Raw genomic sequence first — 17876 nt, forward strand, 5'->3', positions numbered from 1 at the left:
AAATTGAGATTGCTGTCACCATGGTACATGGGATAGCATTTGTTTAATTAAGAAAAGATTAAGGAATATCTGTGAATAATATCCCCGAAACCATCACGTTCTTTGAGCGTTTATTACCGCTAGTTGTTTCCGGTGAAAAAGTGATCACCATTCGTGATGAAAGCGAGAGTCACTACGTACCAGGCTCGGTTGTCAAAGTACATGCTTTAGAAACAGGCAAGTACTATACCGACATTGAAATACTTTCTGTTGAGCCACTAAACTACGATGATATTTCCGAATATCACGCAACTCAAGAAGCGATGACATTAGAGACGTTGAAAGCCTTAATTCGTGAAATTTATCCCACTGAAAACTGCCTGTATGTTATTCATTATCGATTAACAACCGCAAGCGCTTAAATCACGATAATTGTTTTTTCACTAGTTTGATAAATGCTTTTGTGGCTGGAGACGCATCACTGTAATTATTAACAGCGAAGGCAATATCCCGAGTTACGCTGGGAATTAATGGTTTTACGACGATGTTGTTAATATTTTCGGGGATTGCGAGTTGAGCCACAATCGATACGGCTTCATTTCGTGCAACCAATGAAAAAGTGCTAAGAAGCTGGCGAGTTCTAAATTGAATTTTAGGTGTCAGCTTTTGTGCAGAAAATAGTCCCATCACAATTTTACCTGAGCCGGCTTGAGTTAAGTTGAAAGGGTACTCACACAATTGTTTTAGTGTAACCCCGTTGTACTGAGTCAATGGATGGTTTAGCGGCAAAATAGCCACATATTGGTCGTGCTTTATGGGAAAAGTATCAAACCGTTCGTCTGGCAAGACCACAACACCAATATCTATGCGCTTTTCTTGTAACCATTGAGCCACGCTCTCATCATCGCCCTCATCAACAATAATTTCAATGCTGGGGTATTGCTGACGAAAGACCTTTAATAATGGGGGCAGAATACCTGTTGAAGAGCCGGGGCCGAAAGATCCTATCCGTAAAACACCTTTCTTTAATCCATTGGATGCTAGCGCTTCTTGCCGCATTGCTTCTTGAAGGCTCAGTATATGTTGGGCGCGATTTAACAGCGTATTACCAATTTCGGTCAGAGTGACTCGATTTTGTTCCCGCGTAAATAGACTGACATTGAAATCTTTTTCGAGAGATTTAATGGCATGTGAAACCGCAGATTGGGAAATACTCAAAAACATTGCCGCTAAGGTAAAACTTTTTAGCTCAGCAACACGGGTAAATATTTCCAGTTGGCTTAGTGTCATGAGTGAATACTCATTTGATTATGATCTTCGATAACAAATACCTTATCTGTATCGAATGATTGAGTCAATAAAGCGCACAATATCTGATCTGGATGGGGAATATCGCGATGGAATTAAAAATAACAAAAAGGCAAGTTCAACAAAAGTCAGTCAATATTGTTGTTCTGAAAATGATTTGTGTCTCGATTTTATGGGGGGGAACGTTCATTGCTGGTAGGGTGTTACAAACCGATATATCACCATTATTTTCAGCGACGGTTCGCTTTATTTTTGCGAGTGTTTCATTGGTTATTTTGCTGAGCTGCACTCGTATTGGTTGGGTTAGAGTGAATTCGCATCAGTTTTTTCAAATTCTAATATTGGGATGTAGTGGCGTATTTGTCTATCAGGTATTTTTCTTCTATGGATTACAGCTTATTCCGGCATCACGAGCAGCATTATTAGTTGCAATAAACCCCGCAATGATTGCACTAATTTCCTACCTATTATGGCGCGAAAAAATCACGAAAATTAAAGGGGTGGGCATTAGTTGCTGTGTATTAGGCGCCATCATATTACTCTCAGGGAAGAATTCAGATGCGAGTGACTTTTTAATAAACCAAGGGGATCTTGCCATATTGGGCTGCGTGGTGAGTTGGGGTATTTATACTGTGGCGGGTAAAAATGTGATCCGTGAAATTGGCGCTATACATACGGTTGCTTATGCTGTGCTATTAGGAACCGCATTATTGGTTATCGCGTCAAGTATCACGGGGCAATTAACACTTAGCGCGATTACATATTTAACAAATATCGATGTTATGAGCCTGTTATACCTTGGTGTATTAGGCTCTGCATTAGCTTATATTTGGTATTACCAAGGTGTTGACCTGTTAGGTGCAGCTGGGGCTGGTTCATTTATTGCACTTAATCCGTTGACGGCGGTAATAATAGGAACGTTGTTTTTAAATGAAGAAATTACATTCTCTGCGCTATTAGGTGGAGTGGTGATTATCTTCGGGTTATGGCTAACCAATAAACCTCGAGTATAAAATAGGCGCTCTATGGAAATAATTGACTCCATAGAGCGATATTCATTATTTAATGGTTTTGTTGATTTCTGAATAAGCGAACAGGGCTTGAGCTCCGCCAGTATGGACAAATAATACCGGTGTTTTTTCAGTGGAGTTGTCTAAATAATCAATTAAACCTGCCATCGCTTTTCCCGTATAAACTGGGTCAAGAAGGATCCCTTCTTTTTGAGCTAATAGCGCTATTGCATCTAAACCACCGCGGTTTGGCATGCCATACATTGGTGCGAAAAAATCATCCCAAAGTGTAATGTCAGGTGTTTTTTTAATTTGCAGTAATTCTGCTAATTCATTTTGCAGTTTTTCAACTTTTGGTGCCTGATCTTGCTGTTTACGAGAAACGGTGACACCAATGAGTTGTGAAGTAGGGAGTAATTCTTGTAAGCCAATCGCTAAGCCAGCGTGAGTTCCGGCACTGCCGGAAGCTACAATCACTTTATCGAACTCAATATTGGCCGGTTTTTGTTGGGCAATTTCAATCGCACATTGAACATAACCTAATGCGCCCAGACCGTTGGAACCGCCGACAGGGACGATATAAGCATCTTGCAAGTCTAACGATTTAATTAACTCTGCCATTTGTGCTTGTGGATCGGTTAATTCGTCACACATGACGCATTGAGTGCCAAATAAATCGGTCAGTAATTTATTTCCATTATGCAGGAAATTACTGTCTTCGCTTTGAATAGGGTTTTCTAATAGAGCGACACATTTTAGCCCATACATGGCAGCAACAGCAGCAGTTTGACGCACATGGTTTGATTGAATCGCGCCCGCTGTCACGATAATCTTTGCATTTTGGGCTAAGGCATCTGCCATTAAAAACTCAAGTTTACGCAGTTTATTTCCGCCCATTGCTAACGGTGTCATATCATCGCGTTTAATGTAGATTTCTCGACCATATAAACGCGATAAATTATCGAGTCGATTCAATGGGGTCGATGCTTTAAGCAAGTCAACTTTTGCGAATTGAGTTAATTTTTGTTGAAGAGACATCTAAATTCCCCTGTATTAATTGGTAAAGCCTAAATAGAGATAAATGGCAAGTACGAAGCTTGCTGTTACTAATGCATAAGGCATTTGAGTACGGATATGTTCAATATGATCACAATCAGTGGCCATAGAGGCAACAATGGCATCTGCAGAAATAGGTGAGGTCATGTCACCGAAAATAGATCCTGAAATGGCTGCGCCAATCATATATTCAATTGGCATACCGACGGATAACCCTAATTGGACACCAATCGGGATCATAATGGCAAAGGTTCCCCATGAGGTGCCCGTAGCCAGTGACATAATGGCGCTAATGATAAAGATAAAACCGATAGAAAAACCGGGTGCCATAATACCTTGGGTAACCTCAGCAATATAGGCACCAGTATTCAGTTCAGAAGATACATTTCCCATTAGGAAAGCTAAAATCATAATTGAACTGATTTTTAACATGCTGGCATAGCCAACAAATAGCTCTTTAAAGAAGTTATCAATATTTAATAGCCTTCTTCCGATAAACCAACAAAAAGAAACTGCGGTACCGAACATAACGCCCCAATAAACGGACGTTGAGCCGCTCCCTTTACTGAAATCTCCATCACCTGTGATATATAAGGCGACTGGAACCATTAAAACAGTCGAAAGAATAGGGATAAAAAAGTTTAAGGCCGAATGGGCATTTGGGTGCTCAATAATCTCTTCCTCTTCATTTTTACGTGAAGATTCGGCTAATTTTCCTGCTATGAAATTCTCTTGATATTTCATTTCGGCTTTTTTCATTGGCCCCCACGAAATATTGGTGAACACATAGAATAAAATGGTGGCCAATGATAGCCATGCCATTAAGTTGTAGCCGATAGATTTAATTAAAATATCGAAGGGTTCACCCGAAATAAGACCTTGGGAAATTTGCACACCAATGAGGCCCATAATCACCGCACCCCAACCATTTATAATGGCGGATGAACAAACAGAAACGCAGGCGGTTTGAATAAGATAGGACATTTTTTCTGGGGCAACGCCATATTGTCTGGCTAAATTCTTAGTGGATGCTCCCGCAACTAGTTGGTTAATGGAACTTTCAATAAAAATTAAGGCCGTGATGACAATGGCGAGTAATTGCGTCGCGGTTCTATTCTTAATTAATTTTGTTTTATTTGTCAGTAACTGAACTAATGCACGAACGCCACCTGTGACGACGACTAGGCGCATGATCCCACCAATCATGACCATAAAGACGATGGTGCGAGTATTGCCAGCAGAAGAAAATGTATCGATGATGCCATCCACCGTTCCGCGAATACCGAGTAATACATTGTGATCATTAATGACGGTAAAACCGACTAAAATACCGAGCATTAATGAAAGCATCACCTGTCGAGTGAGAATTGCCAAAAGGATAGTGACAATTGGCGTAATAATTGTCCAAATACCATAGTCGTGCATGTGTTTACCTTGGATATTTTTATTGTATGACGTGTAGTTTGTAAGTATCAGGAAATCATAGCATTGATGGAAGTGGGCTGTCGGATATTTTCATTGTATTGCAGTAGATTGTTACAAAATCCATGCTAAAAGTCAGATAAACTGCAAGATTATGGTATTGAAGGGGACGCTATCCTTTTGAGATAGCGTAGTAAGGGTTATTAAGCTTGTGATTGCCACTGCTGATAAGTGATACGACTAATTTCTTCTGTCTTTGTCTCGCCAATAAGCTCAATAAATTGTGGAGCTAATGTTGCGTAATATTGGAAACCGCATTTTTCTTGAGCAATTTTAGATTGTTGATTGCCTTGGAAATAACCGCACCATAAATTATCCAGTTTGAGATTTTTAAATCCATGTCGCATGATTTCTCTGATAGCTTCAGGAATAAAACCTTTTCCCCAAAACGGTACGCCTATCCAATAACTCACTTCTGCATCGTTGTCCCCAATTGAAAAATTACTCTCTTTTCCGATAGATAAACCAATCAAGCCAATGGCTTTATTATCTTCTTTTAGCGCAACGGCAAATACACCATCACGCATGAAAATGGATTGAATAATTTCCGCACTTTCTTCGACGCTCTGGTGAGGCGGCCAGCCTGCAATAGGGCCGATACGTTCATCTTTTGCATAATGATAAAGGTCTGCCGCGTCAGTAATATTCCAAGGGCGTAAAATCAGCCTTTGTGTATATAAAATCATGTTATTTTCTCTTCATTGCCTTGATAGTTATGCCACTTATTTTAGGTATTTATTTGCTTCAGGTAAGGGTAAAATCTAGGGGATTTAGGTACTTTTGAAAACTAATGTTTTGAAAATAGATATTATTGAAAATAGATATTATTGAAAATAACTGCGTAGAACCGGTCAATAAAGCGAGTGATGTGGGTGACGCGAAGGTGGATTAAGTCATGAAAGAGCTGCAGCAGGATCAATCTGTATGGGAAGGGGTAGTCAGCATTGGTTCGACGACACTGGAAAAATTGCAAAATACAGTATTGTCTCCAGACTATGTGACGCTATGTATTTGTAGGAAAGGGGTTGGGGTTTTCAATATTAATTTTAAGCGCTATGCCTTACGCAGAAATGAGCTCTTTGTTTTGTATGACGACACTTTTGTTATGCTACAGAAGCGTTCTCGGAATTTTATTATTGATTACATCCATATTGATAAGACGTTTGCCACCGATATCGCATTTGTTTTACCTAATTCATTGTTTGCCTATTTTAATTTTCAACCACGTTTATCGATGTCACTGGTACAATCCATACTATTTTCACATTGGTATCAGCTATTTTTATATTACCAACAAGAACGTGCGGAGTATGGGAAATTACAATTACGCCAACATTTACAAAATCTCTTTTTAGAAATTGCTAATCAAGTCAATCATGAACAATCCCATTTTTCAGATGAACGTAGCCGTAAATCACAATTATGTTGGCAATTTTGGGCATTAATAACCCAACATTGTAAACAGCAAAGAGAGGTTAAGTTCTATGCGAATCAACTTGCGATTACACCGTTTTATTTATCGCAAATTGTGAAGGACTTCTTCAATGACCCACCCAAGGCACTGATTGATAGACAAGTGGTTTTAGAAATTAAAGCCCTGTTAGAGAGAGGAACGTTCACCATTCAAGGTATTGCTGATGAATTAAATTTTGAAGACACCTCGTATTTATGCCGCTATTTTAAGCGGCATACTGGCGCGACATTAAGTGAGTTTAGAAAACGAGTGAATAAGCATTAACTAGGATCGATTTTTGTCGAATGCTTTTTAATAAAATCAATAAAACAGCGAAGCCTTGGTGAAACGGCTTGGTTACGATAATAGACAGCATTAATCGGCTGTTTCATTGTTATTGTTTTTTGTTCGAGCACCTTCACGAGTCCACCATTGGCAAAAGCATCTAAGCTTACAAAGTCGGAAGAAGAGAGAATACCCGTTCCTTGCAGCGCTAAATGATGGAGAACTTCACCACTGGCGCAGGCGATATGGGGGGTAATTTTGAGTAAGCTGCCATCGGTGTTTTCGAGTGGCCAATAATTTAATGACTCTGGTGTTGTGAAACCCAGTAAACAATGCTTATGGAGATCCTCTATCGTTTCCGGTATTCCATATTTTTCTAGGTAAGCGGGGCTAGCAACTAACCTTTTTTGGGTATAACCCAATAGTGTTGCACTGAGTGAAGAATCCTTTAACGTACCAATTCTAAACGCGACATCCGTTTTTTTCTCTAATAGGTTTGTCACGCCTTCATAGTTATTTATTTCTAACTCAACTTGGGGATACCGTTCATAAAATAGTGGGATCAGCGGAGCGATTACATGGGTTAAAAATGGGGTTGAAGCATCAATGCGTAGCTTGCCTGATGGAATCGATTGGCGAGCGGATAGCAAATCTTCGGCTTCTTGAGCTAGCCGGACTATTTCTCGCGCTTTTTGCAAAAATGCGGCACCTTCATCACTGAGTTTGATGGCGCGAGTGGTTCGGTAAAGTAGCGTGGTTTTGACTTTCTCTTCTAAACGCAATAATGCGCGACTCACGGTGGATATCGTCATGCATTGCTGGTCGGCTGCCGCTGTAATAGAGCCGTAATCGACTACGCTGATAAATGTTTGGAGCTCTTCTAATGTGATTTTCATTATTGCATTTCTCGCAAAAGTTATTCTCACCATAATGGGTTTTTCAACCTCTTTCAATATGGAAGAATTGCCGCCGGTCAATTGAGATTGGTTTATAAGGCATAAAAATGAGAATAAACACAGCATTGCTCGCGTTATCCGTTGGCGCATTCGCCATTGGTATTACCGAATTTTCTCCGATGGGAATGCTTCCCTATATCGCTGAAAATCTTAATGAAAGCATTCCTTCTGTCGGTGCGATTGTGGTGATTTATGCGCTGGGAGTGATGATTGGAGCGCCGATCATGACGCTATTATTAGTGAGTAAACGTCCAAAGGTTGCGTTGGTTTTTTTAATGGCTATTTTTACGGTGGGGAATTTATTATCGGGTTTAGCGCCTAACTTGGTGACGTTGTCACTTTCAAGGTTAATTACTAGCCTAAATCACGGAGCATTTTTTGGTTTAGGTGCCATTGTGGCGGCCAGTGTAGTTCCAGCAGGTAAACAAGCGAGTGCGATTGCAGCGATGTTTATGGGATTGACCATTGCGGGTATTGGTGGAGTTCCATTAGTCACTAAAATAACGCAATTAATCGGTTGGCGTGAAGCATTCTATTTAATTTCGGGTATTGGATTGCTCACGATCGCCAGTTTAATTTTTGCTATTCCTGCGCATTTACAAGGTAGCCAGGTTAACGTTAAAAATGAATTGCGTATTTTAAGACGCCCATTAGTGATGTTAGGTATGTTATCGACGGTACTCGGAGCAAGTGCAATGTTTACCTTGTATACGTTTATAACACCAATGTTGATGAATATCATTCAGGCATCGGACCAGACAATTACAATGATGTTAATGGTCATTGGTGTTGGTTTTAGTATCGGTAATTATCTTGGTGGTTATTTTGCGGATAAGAACTTATATCCAACGTTATTAACTTTGTTTGTATTATCGGCAATAAGCATGGTGATATTCCCAATAATTGCGACAAATATCGCTGGGGCTACCGTGGGTTTATTATTCTGGAGTATTGTTAGTTTTGCACTTGTTCCACCCATTCAAATTTTAGTGATGAATGCGGCTGTTGGCGCACAAGCGCTAGCATCTTCCGTGAATATTGGCGCATTTAATTTGGGAAATGCCATTGGAGCGGCTGTTGGTGCGGCGATTTTATCCCATGGTTACAGCTACACGACGATGAGTTTTATGGGAGCATTATTGGCGATAGTCGGGTTTATAGTGATTTTGCTGATCGTACGTCGGAAAAATAGCGAAACACAAACGCAGGACGTAATGTGTAGTGCGAATTAAAAAGCAAGGTTTGGAGTGTTCGACATATAATAACCAGAGATACTGATCACGGTGAAATCAGTAAAGGGTTAAATATATGTCGACGAAAAATCAATGGGTCACAGATGAGCAGCGCTGGAATGCGCTGAAACTACGAGATAAAACCGCAGATGGTTATTTTGTGTATGGTGTGAAAACATCGAAACTTTATAACCATCCATCCGCTGCGGGACGATTACCGAAGAGAGATAATGTGCTGTTTTTTGATAATGAACAGCAAGCGATAGCGCAGGGATTTCATTCGGGAAAACGTCGTCGTCATGAAATGTCACAGCAAGCTCAGTTTTATCAAGAAAAAATTGAACTTGCTTGTCGGTATATTGAGCAAAATACCCAGAAATATACATTGGCTGAGTTAGCTGATTATGTCGGAATAAGCCCGTTCCATTTTCATCGATTATTTAAATTACAAACTGGATTAACGCCTAAAGCCTATCGCGATGCTTATCTTCATCAAAAAGTACAAACGCAATTGCAGGAAAATGAGCGGATCACTGATGCCATTTATGATGCGGGTTTTCATTCGAACAGTCGTTTTTATGAAACAGCTAATTCGCGATTGGGGATGACGCCGACAGCATGGAAATCAGGTGGTGAAGGGAGCCAAATCTATTTTGCTCTGGCTGTTTGCTCGCTAGGAAATGTACTGGTTGCACAAAGTCCGATAGGCATTTGTGCGATTTTATTCGGAGATGACCCTGAGCAATTGCTAAATAACTTACAAGATAAATTTCCCTATGCTCAGTTGATTGGTGGAAATAAAGCATTCGACCAAGTGGTTTCTAAAGTTATTGGGTTTATTGAAGCCCCAGAAATAGGTTTTGATCTTCCTTTGGATATTCGAGGAACTGCATTTCAGCAACGAGTGTGGCAAATATTAAGAAACATTCCTGTTGGGGAAACGGTGAGCTATCGTGAAATTGCAGAAAAGATGGGTGCACCTAAATCGTATAGAGCAGTGGCGAATGCATGTGGTGCGAACATGCTAGCGGTGGCGATCCCATGCCATCGAGTGGTGAGAACGGATGGTGGGTTATCGGGATATCGCTGGGGGATCGATCGCAAGCGCGCATTATTGCTAAAAGAATCGGCGAAAAAATAATAAAGCCTGTTTTGAAAAAGAATAAAGCTGCGCCAAGATTGCTATTGTCGCAGCAATTTTTAATATAAAAAGCATATATATTCTCTAATTAGATAGTTTGTTTTGAAATTAAATTATATTTTGCTATTTATTATAGTATGCAGTTTCTGTTTTATATCCTTCAAAAATTAATTTAATTAAAATCGTTTTGGTTTTTTTAAATAAACCCTTAGATTTTTTGGTTTTTATATTTTTCATGTTTTTTCCTTATAAATAATGATGTTACCCACCGAAAGATGAAAGTGATTGGTTGGGCTAATATAAATTTTGGGTATGGTTTGCCCTTTATGTTTTTTTCATATTCCATAAATGAAATCCTATTGCTGTATTTTGTTTATTTAGCTTCGCATGAGAAATTGACTTAAAAAAGTGACAGATTGGCTTTTTTGTAAAATACAGATCATCTCGGCAAAATCTGTATTACATTACAGATACGGGATTCGATTTTAAGGAAATGAGTGCGATGCTCTATAAACAAATAGCTCAAATGCTGCAGAGCAAAATCCATCGAGGGGAGTTTCTTGGTGGGGAGAAAATGCCGTCGGTACGTGATATTAGTCGCTGCCATGATGTGAGCATCACCACGGCTCAACTGGCTTATCGTGAACTGGAACGGTGTCAGCTCATTTATGCAGTACCGAAATCGGGTTATTTTGTGATCCCTGAAAAGGCCACGGCACCATTGCCTAAAGTGGCTAACTATATTCAAAAGCCTGTTCATATTGATAAATGGAACCCGACGATGGACTTCCTGCGTGTTGAAGAGCGTGCAGGAGTCACATCATTATCGTGTGCGGTACCTAATATTGCAGATAAAACCTTAGAACCGCTATGGCAAGAAATGAATATGGTGGCGCGACGTCGTAATCCGCTAACACTTGAGTATGATAGCTTACAAGGGTTAGCAGCACTCAGGGAGCAAATCTATCATGTGTCCGATTATCGTCAGTCATTTACCCCCGATGATATCGTGACAACTACCAGTGCCCATCAATCACTTTCTATTGCAGTTCAAGCATGTACACAAGCTAATGATGTGGTTGCTGTTGAATCACCGACGTTTCCCGGATTATTGCAAACGCTTTATGGGCTGGGCCGTAAAATCATCGAAATTCCAGTTGATCCCCAAACAGGGATTAACTTGGATAGGTTAGAAGAAGCTTTCCAATGTTGGCAGGTCAAAGCGGTGGTGGTCACGCCGACGTGCAATAACCCGATGGGCAGTATTATGCCGGAAAAGAATAAGCAAAGGTTGCTCGAGATGACTAATCGATATCAAGGTACAGTTATCGAGAATGATTGCCTAGCACCTCTTGCTTATGCCTATCCGCGACCGTCAACGATCCAATCTCTGGATACCGAAGGTCATGTGATTCTGTGCAGTTCATTTTCTAAAACCGTTGCACCGGGAACACGGACGGGGTGGATCATCCCCGGTAAATACAAAGAGAAAGTTATGCACTTAAAATACTTATCGCATTGTTCTGGCGAAGTTTTTATGCAGCAAGTGATGAGTAATTTCTTAAAAGAAGGACACTATTTTTTGCATTTACGCCGAATGCGTCAGCAATATCGTGAATTACAGTGCCAATATCGAGAATTAGTTGAAACACATTTTCCTGCTAATACTCGAATTTCTCGCCCTCAAGGTGGATTTTCATTATGGGTCGAGCATCCTGCCACAGATACGTCGAAATTGATGGAGATTTTGCATCGCAATAAAGTGACGGTATTGACGGGGGCCCACTTTGCTACAGGCGATTGTTACCCAAACCATCTGCGTATTAACTATGCTTTAGAACTGATCCCAAGACGGCGCAATGCGATAAAAATTCTCGGGGAAACTTTAAAAATGAGCATGCTGAAATAGGGCGGAAATAGAAAAAAGAAACCCGCTAATAATAGCTATTAGCGGGTAATTAAACATAAGGAATATTATTTATACAGCAAACTACGTTTACTGCAGTTTATATTGCCAATGCGAGAGTTTGTTTATTTTTAATTCGCATGCCGTTGAGCATACTTAACCATGCCAGCACTGTCACCACCATTAAGATAATAAATATAAAATACGGAGGAAGTTCAGTCAGAACGAAACCCGTCATCATAGGGTTAAATGCCCCGCCAAGTAATCCTAGCGCCTGAGCAGAAAAATAGCTGGATTTCATGCCTTCAGGGGCAATGCTATCAATTAGCATATATTCCCCCGGTGCGTAAATGAGTTCGCCCAAAGTGAAGATAAATGAGCCTAGCGCCCATAAATAGAGGTTATCTCCAGATCCCATAAAGACAGCTAATCCCCCTAAAAAGAATATGCTACCAATGGTCATTAAGCGTCTTAAGTTATCCGGCGTAATACGTTTGCCTACCGTATATTGCAAAGTGACAACGACGATGGCGTTGACGGGTAAAATCACACCAATTACCGCTTGTGCAAAATCACTGTTGGCTACAGTGATCACATATTGGGAGATCCACGTGGTAAAAGAGCCAAATACGAGTGAACCAAGAAAAGTGGAGAGAATAAACCAAGCCAATGCACGGTCGTTGAGCATTGCTTTGGGATTCCACACTCGAGGTTGACCATCAACATGGCTAGCAGGTTTGGTGCTTTGAACAAACCGCTGAATAAAAAAGATTGGAGCGGCTGCGGAGACCGCCGCCAGCCAAAATGGCAAATTAATGCTGTACATTAATAACCATGTGCCCATTGGTGGCCCGACCGTCCAACCGATATTAATAAAGGTGTAGTTGAGCGAAAATACTTTAGTCTTTAAGGAAAATGACAAAGTATCTGCAAAATAGCCTTTTAAAACAGTTGAAAAAACCGAATAAGAGCAGTTAATTAGTGAGAAAAATATAATCACCAATAGTGCATTGTTCATGAGCGGAATTGCGATAAATCCACAAATAAAGGCGATCACGGCAATAAGCATGCAGCGTTTTTTGTCGACTTTATCCGCCAACATGCCAAATCCCATACTGAATAACACACCGACCGTTAAGGCGATAGTCATAGCAACACCGACGATATCGATCGCCATATGGTATTGGCGTGTCAGATAGATCGCCATAAATGGTAATGTGGCGCCGCGTCCGATGGTTAATAGCAGCGAAGACGCGAGCAGGGCAGTATTCGAGATATTGGATTTAGAAAACATGGCTCACGACCTAGGAGTACATTGTTGTTATAAAAATGGTTGTTATAAAAATGATAGCTATAAAAACGATTGTTATAAAAATGTTTTATGTGATTTTGTTATATAAAATACATAAAATTACGGCACCAAGAAACGGGTTATTAGGGCGGGAAATCAAAACAATATTTTGATCATGCTATTGTGCCATTGCCAACCAATTATCTGGCTAAAGATAGCGACGGCACAGATAGTAGAGTTATCTGCTATCAGCTTAACTGCATAAAAAATCAATTAATTATTGACTCATCATCCGATTTAATCGGCATATAAACCAAGAGTCGGTTGCCTTTCTCAATATCAAAAGTTAGCGAGGTATAATCATATTGCTGAGCGCGACCTTGATAAATAATATCTCGGACTCCAGTACACGGCTGGTAAATCTCATGGCGATGCCATAAATCATAGAATGTCGATGATTCCGTACTTAACGTTTCAATGAGTTTTTTAATATTAGGATCGTGTTTGGTGCGTGCATAATCTCGGCGGAAACTGGCTAATAGTTGCTGTGCGACCTGTGACCAGTTTGCAAATCGCTCTTGATAACGCGGCTCCATAAACAATAAATACAAAAAATTACGGTAGTAAGGTTCGGCTTGTGAGAAATGGAAATGTTCGTCTGCTTGTGAGTTATAGGCCAATACATCCCAGTGCAGATTGAGCACATAGCATAAATAGTGACTCGGAAAATCTGCGATTAATCGTGAAATTGCAGGAGGAACCGTATGCTCAGTATTCGCTGAAACGCTAGGTTCACGGTTTTGAGTAAGCAGATATAAATGTTGGCGTTCTGCGCTATTCAAACGTAATGCCTGAGAAAGACTGTCTAAAAATTGATTAGAAACGCCAATTTCACGTCCTTGTTCTAGCCACGTATACCAAGTTAGCCCAACTCCCGCTAATGCAGCGACTTCTTCTCGACGTAATCCTGGAGTACGGCGGCGCGTCGAGCAGGGTAAACCTACCTGTTCTGGCGATACGCTTTCACGTTTGTTTTTTAAAAAATTGGCGAGTTCAGGACGAGTTCGTTGTCTATTTTTCATAGCCTAATACTTTTAGTAATAGTATAAGTGGTTAAATTGTAACAGGATAATAGGTTGATTATAGTCCTCATTTATTCATCTGTCTTGGTTAATGAGTGTACTATGAATCAACAACAAAGAGCGGCATTAGGTGTTTTATTATTGGCCGGGTTTGTCACCATATTTGACCTGTTTGTGGTGAATGTCGCCATCGTGAGTATCGAGAAATCGTTAAATGCTAATTTGACAGAATTAACGCTAATTATTGTCGGCTATGAGCTGGCTTTCGGTTTATTGCTGATTACGGGGGGACGACTGGGGGATATTTTTGGTAAGCGAACGCTATATCGGGTTGGAATGTTTTGGTTTGTATTTTCATCATTATTATGTGCGATTGCGCCGACTGCTTTATTACTCGTTGCAGCACGTCTCATTCAAGGATTATCTGCCGCGCTACTTTTCCCGCAGGTGTATTCCAGCATTCGGATTAACTTTACAGAATACCAAGCTAAAAAAGCGTTTGGTTATTTAGGTATGACATTAGGTTTAGCTGCAATTGCGGGGCAGGCATTGGGTGGTTGGTTAATTACGCTTGATCTTTTTGGGCTAGGATGGCGAACTATTTTTCTGGTTAACTTACCGATTGGCGTTATTGCATTAGGGTTTTCCCGTTATTTACTCGAAGGGGATAAATTGCAAATTAATCTTGATTGGTTGGGTGTGCTGTTATCCAGTGTTGGCATTGGTTGTGGATTATTGCCGTTTTTAATGCTGCCAGTATGGGGCTGGAATATGATGAGTAGCGGGTTATTCGCAGTGGGTTGTTTGGTTTTAGGTGGCTTTGTTTATTACGAAATTGAGCGAGAAAAACGCCAATTAACACCTTTATTCAGTATGCGAATTTTGCTCAATATACCTTTTATTATTGGGCTAATGGTCGTCATGAGCGTGTATGCAACATCATCAGCATTTCCTTTGTTACTTTCTATTCTGCTGCAAAATGGGTTTGGCTTAACGCCACTTACTGCAGGGTTGGTGTTTGTTCCTTCCAGCATTGGATTCGTTGTATCGTCTTTTTTGACACCAAAATGGGTTTACCGCTGGGGAGATAAAACCCTGTTATGGGGAGCTATCCTGTATGGGGCAAGCTATCTTTTGTTAATCGTCGCGTTAAGTGGTGGCCAATTTGGTGCCGGAATTTGGGCGTTATCACCCATTTTATGTGCGATTGGTTTTACTCAAGGCATGATTATGACGCCAATGCTTAATTTAGTCCTTTCCAAAGTGTCTCACAGAGAAACGGGAATGGCTTCAGGTTTGACTGCGACACTCCAGCAAATAGGTGCAGCGGTTGGTGCTACGGTCGCTTCGGTGATCTTGCAGTATGGATTGATTCATTTCGAAGATGGAAATTCTCTGGAAACTTTACGTCAAGCAACATGTTTAAGCTTGAGTTTCAATGTATTAATGGCGATATGCGCGGCGTTGTTGCTGAAGTGGTTGGTTGCGAAAGTGAACTTCAAACCCTGTTCGAATCATTAAAAAGAGCGCAAGGGAATGCGCTCTTTTGATAATACACGGGCGTTATAATGAAGCGAGATAAATTCGGCGGCTCACTTCAGGGGTAATATCACGATGTTCTCCGAGTGTCACCATGCTATGTGCCACAAGGCTTTCGACTAAAGGCTCTACGATTTCTTGGTTGAGCTGATAATCTTTAAAGCGTGTTTTTACTTGCATTGATTCGAAAAAGTCTCTTGTTAATTCAATGGCTTTTAGTGCTTTTTCTTTTTCGCTGCCTTCACGGATATCCCAGACACGTTCCGCATACTGCGCCATTTTCGCTTGTTTCTGAGGCAGTTTTTCTTCCATTAAGGAAGGCAGGATGATAGCTAAGGTTTGGGCATGATCTAAACCGTAGAGAACGGTGATTTCATGACCTAACATGTGGGTTGCCCAGTCTTGCGGTACGCCAACACCAATTAAACCATTTAACGCTAATGTTGCTGTCCACATTAAATTGGCGCGAACATCGTAATTGGTTGGATTTGCTAAGGCTTTCGGACCAATATCGATCAAAGTTCTCAGTAGACCTTCAGCAAATGCGTCTTGAACATTGGCATTCACAGGGTAGGTGAGGTACTGCTCGATAACGTGTACAAACGCATCCACAACCCCATTACTGATTTGGCGAGGCGGTAATGTGTAGGTTTTAACGGGGTCTAAAATAGAAAATTGTGGGAAAACTTTATCACTCATAAAGGCTAATTTTGCATGTAATTCCTCACGGGTGATCACAGAACCTTTGTTCATTTCAGAGCCAGTTGCAGGGAGGGTCAACACTGTACCAAAAGGTAATGCGTGTTTAATAGTGGCACCACCGCTGGTCACTACTTCCCATTTATCTCCTGCGTAATTGACTGCTGCCGCGATAAATTTAGTGCCATCAATGACGGATCCACCGCCAACGGCCAGTAAAAAATCATAACCTTCGCGTTCAATCTGCGCGACAGCTTTGATTAAGGTTTCATAGCGAGGGTTGGCTTCAATCCCACCAAAATAGCCAATTTGGCGATTTTTCAATGCGCTAGCAACTTCATCGAGGGTGCCATTCTTGCGAGCACTTTCACCGCCAAATAGCACAAGGACTTTTGCATTCGCGGGAACCAATCGGTCCAATTCACTTATTTTACCTTCACCAAAAACAATGCGCGTTGGGTTGTAAAACTCAAAATTATTCATATACAAACCTTTGGTTGGGAATGGTAGGGGATGTCATTTGGCATCGGTTAGGGTTAAAAACGTTGAGATCACATTAGTATACACTCGAAACTATTCAAAGGATGATCAAAAAGTTTGATTGGGACTTGGTTTATTTATCGCTGTATTTTCAATTTACTATCTTAGGCGGTACCGTGATTGTGGGAAAAGATAAGGGGATAGAATTAAATAATAATTCGACACATTTAATGCGTGCCGACGTATAATATGACTCATTTAGTGTAATTAGGGTTTCAGCTGCATATGACAGAAATAAATAAGAACACACTCTCTTCGGAGTTGACGAAAGAAAAATTAATCAATGAAGGCATCAAACAGTTTGCTCTTTATGGTATTAATGGCGTAAGAACTCGTCAACTGGCTGAAAGTGCGGGAGTTAACCAATCTGCCATCCCTTATCATATGGGAGGAAAGATGGGGGTCTATGCCGCTGTTATCCATAAAATTGCGGCAGATCTTGCCCAAATGAGCAATGTGAACGTATTTGATGTGCAGTTTGAGCAATTAAAAGCACAGGCAAGTCATGAGGCAATAGAAGCTGAATCATTACTCCGGTTATTAATAAAAGGGCTGGGGTTGGCGTTGTTGTCACCGGGGCATGAATATTATTCCATATTAATCCTAAGAGAGCAGTTGGAGCCTACCGAAAACGCCGAGATTATTTTTAAAGAGTTTATTGAGCCTTTTCATTCTCGATTAACGTCACTTGTTCAATTTATTACGAATGAAGATCGGGCGACGGCGATTATTTCTGCACATGCTTTAATTGGGCAAGTTTTGGGATTCGTGATTGCGAAAAAATCACTATTAAAACGATTGAATCAAGAAAATATTGATAAAGATTTATTGGATAAAATCCTAGAGCAAGTGAGTGTATTTGCGTGTAATGCCATCATATCTCGTTAATTTTTAATTTATGTCATGTTAATTTTAAG

Annotated in this window: 16 protein-coding genes; 8 read left to right on the plus strand and 8 right to left on the minus strand. The window is 40.6% G+C overall.

The window, feature by feature from the left end; translation table 11 throughout:
- Nucleotides 1-71 precede the first annotated feature (71 nt).
- Nucleotides 72-401 carry a N(4)-acetylcytidine aminohydrolase gene (yqfB, locus tag QS795_RS08245; RefSeq protein WP_181477151.1) on the plus strand — a complete coding sequence of 110 codons (330 nt, stop codon included), beginning with the start codon at nt 72-74 and terminating at the stop codon, nt 399-401.
- Between the two features lies 1 nt (nt 402).
- On the opposite strand, the gene QS795_RS08250 is transcribed toward yqfB, so the two are convergent.
- Complete coding sequence (locus tag QS795_RS08250; RefSeq protein ID WP_318627145.1) at nt 403-1269, minus strand: LysR family transcriptional regulator; 867 nt, start codon at nt 1267-1269, stop codon at nt 403-405.
- A gap of 107 nt (nt 1270-1376) precedes the next feature.
- Here QS795_RS08250 and QS795_RS08255 point away from each other — a divergent pair, with 107 nt between their 5' ends.
- Nucleotides 1377-2300 carry a DMT family transporter gene (locus tag QS795_RS08255; protein WP_286270811.1) on the plus strand — a complete coding sequence of 308 codons (924 nt, stop codon included), beginning with the start codon at nt 1377-1379 and terminating at the stop codon, nt 2298-2300.
- Nucleotides 2301-2345: 45 nt separating this feature from the next.
- Here the strand turns inward: QS795_RS08255 and QS795_RS08260 are convergent, their stop codons facing one another.
- From QS795_RS08260 to QS795_RS08270, 3 genes are all read right to left on the minus strand, one after another.
- Nucleotides 2346-3335 carry a D-cysteine desulfhydrase gene (locus QS795_RS08260; RefSeq protein ID WP_154603824.1) on the minus strand — a complete coding sequence of 330 codons (990 nt, stop codon included), beginning with the start codon at nt 3333-3335 and terminating at the stop codon, nt 2346-2348.
- 15 nt (nt 3336-3350) lie between these two features.
- Entirely contained in the window at nt 3351-4778 is a 1428-nt protein-coding gene (locus QS795_RS08265; RefSeq protein WP_286270807.1) for a Na+/H+ antiporter NhaC family protein, read from the minus strand.
- A 200-nt stretch (nt 4779-4978) separates the two neighbouring features.
- Nucleotides 4979-5521 carry a GNAT family N-acetyltransferase gene (locus tag QS795_RS08270; RefSeq protein ID WP_286270806.1) on the minus strand — a complete coding sequence of 181 codons (543 nt, stop codon included), beginning with the start codon at nt 5519-5521 and terminating at the stop codon, nt 4979-4981.
- Nucleotides 5522-5730: 209 nt separating this feature from the next.
- Here QS795_RS08270 and QS795_RS08275 point away from each other — a divergent pair, with 209 nt between their 5' ends.
- Nucleotides 5731-6573 (plus strand): AraC family transcriptional regulator, encoded by an 843-nt coding sequence (locus QS795_RS08275; RefSeq protein ID WP_286270805.1) that lies wholly within the window; start codon nt 5731-5733, stop codon nt 6571-6573.
- Here the strand turns inward: QS795_RS08275 and QS795_RS08280 are convergent.
- Nucleotides 6570-7469 carry a LysR substrate-binding domain-containing protein gene (locus QS795_RS08280; protein WP_286270803.1) on the minus strand — a complete coding sequence of 300 codons (900 nt, stop codon included), beginning with the start codon at nt 7467-7469 and terminating at the stop codon, nt 6570-6572. The genes QS795_RS08275 and QS795_RS08280 overlap by 4 nt on opposite strands.
- A gap of 107 nt (nt 7470-7576) precedes the next feature.
- Between QS795_RS08280 and QS795_RS08285 the strand changes: the two genes are divergently transcribed.
- From QS795_RS08285 to QS795_RS08295, 3 genes are all read left to right on the plus strand, one after another.
- Nucleotides 7577-8761 carry an MFS transporter gene (locus QS795_RS08285; RefSeq protein ID WP_286270801.1) on the plus strand — a complete coding sequence of 395 codons (1185 nt, stop codon included), beginning with the start codon at nt 7577-7579 and terminating at the stop codon, nt 8759-8761.
- A gap of 76 nt (nt 8762-8837) precedes the next feature.
- Nucleotides 8838-9902 (plus strand): bifunctional DNA-binding transcriptional regulator/O6-methylguanine-DNA methyltransferase Ada, encoded by a 1065-nt coding sequence (ada, locus tag QS795_RS08290; RefSeq protein WP_286270799.1) that lies wholly within the window; start codon nt 8838-8840, stop codon nt 9900-9902.
- Nucleotides 9903-10404: 502 nt separating this feature from the next.
- Entirely contained in the window at nt 10405-11811 is a 1407-nt protein-coding gene (locus QS795_RS08295) for an aminotransferase-like domain-containing protein (RefSeq protein ID WP_286270798.1), read from the plus strand.
- A 97-nt stretch (nt 11812-11908) separates the two neighbouring features.
- Here the strand turns inward: QS795_RS08295 and ydeE are convergent, their stop codons facing one another.
- The gene (ydeE, locus tag QS795_RS08300) at nt 11909-13102 is read right to left on the minus strand and encodes an efflux MFS transporter YdeE (RefSeq protein ID WP_286270796.1); all 1194 of its coding nucleotides are present in this window, start codon (nt 13100-13102) and stop codon (nt 11909-11911) included.
- Between the two features lie 266 nt (nt 13103-13368).
- Nucleotides 13369-14181, minus strand: coding sequence for a helix-turn-helix transcriptional regulator (locus QS795_RS08305; protein ID WP_318627146.1), 813 nt, complete (start codon nt 14179-14181; stop codon nt 13369-13371).
- 102 nt (nt 14182-14283) lie between these two features.
- Between QS795_RS08305 and QS795_RS08310 the strand changes: the two genes are divergently transcribed.
- On the plus strand, nt 14284-15702 hold the full coding sequence (locus QS795_RS08310) for an MFS transporter (RefSeq protein WP_154638482.1): 1419 nt from the start codon (nt 14284-14286) through the stop codon (nt 15700-15702).
- A 42-nt stretch (nt 15703-15744) separates the two neighbouring features.
- Here the strand turns inward: QS795_RS08310 and QS795_RS08315 are convergent, their stop codons facing one another.
- Entirely contained in the window at nt 15745-16902 is a 1158-nt protein-coding gene (locus QS795_RS08315) for an iron-containing alcohol dehydrogenase (protein ID WP_154638481.1), read from the minus strand.
- 282 nt (nt 16903-17184) lie between these two features.
- Between QS795_RS08315 and QS795_RS08320 the strand changes: the two genes are divergently transcribed.
- Nucleotides 17185-17847 (plus strand): CerR family C-terminal domain-containing protein, encoded by a 663-nt coding sequence (locus QS795_RS08320; RefSeq protein WP_286270790.1) that lies wholly within the window; start codon nt 17185-17187, stop codon nt 17845-17847.
- Nucleotides 17848-17876 lie beyond the last annotated feature (29 nt).

It is taken from the genome of Providencia zhijiangensis (assembly GCF_030315915.2).
GTDB lineage: Bacteria > Pseudomonadota > Gammaproteobacteria > Enterobacterales > Enterobacteriaceae > Providencia > Providencia zhijiangensis.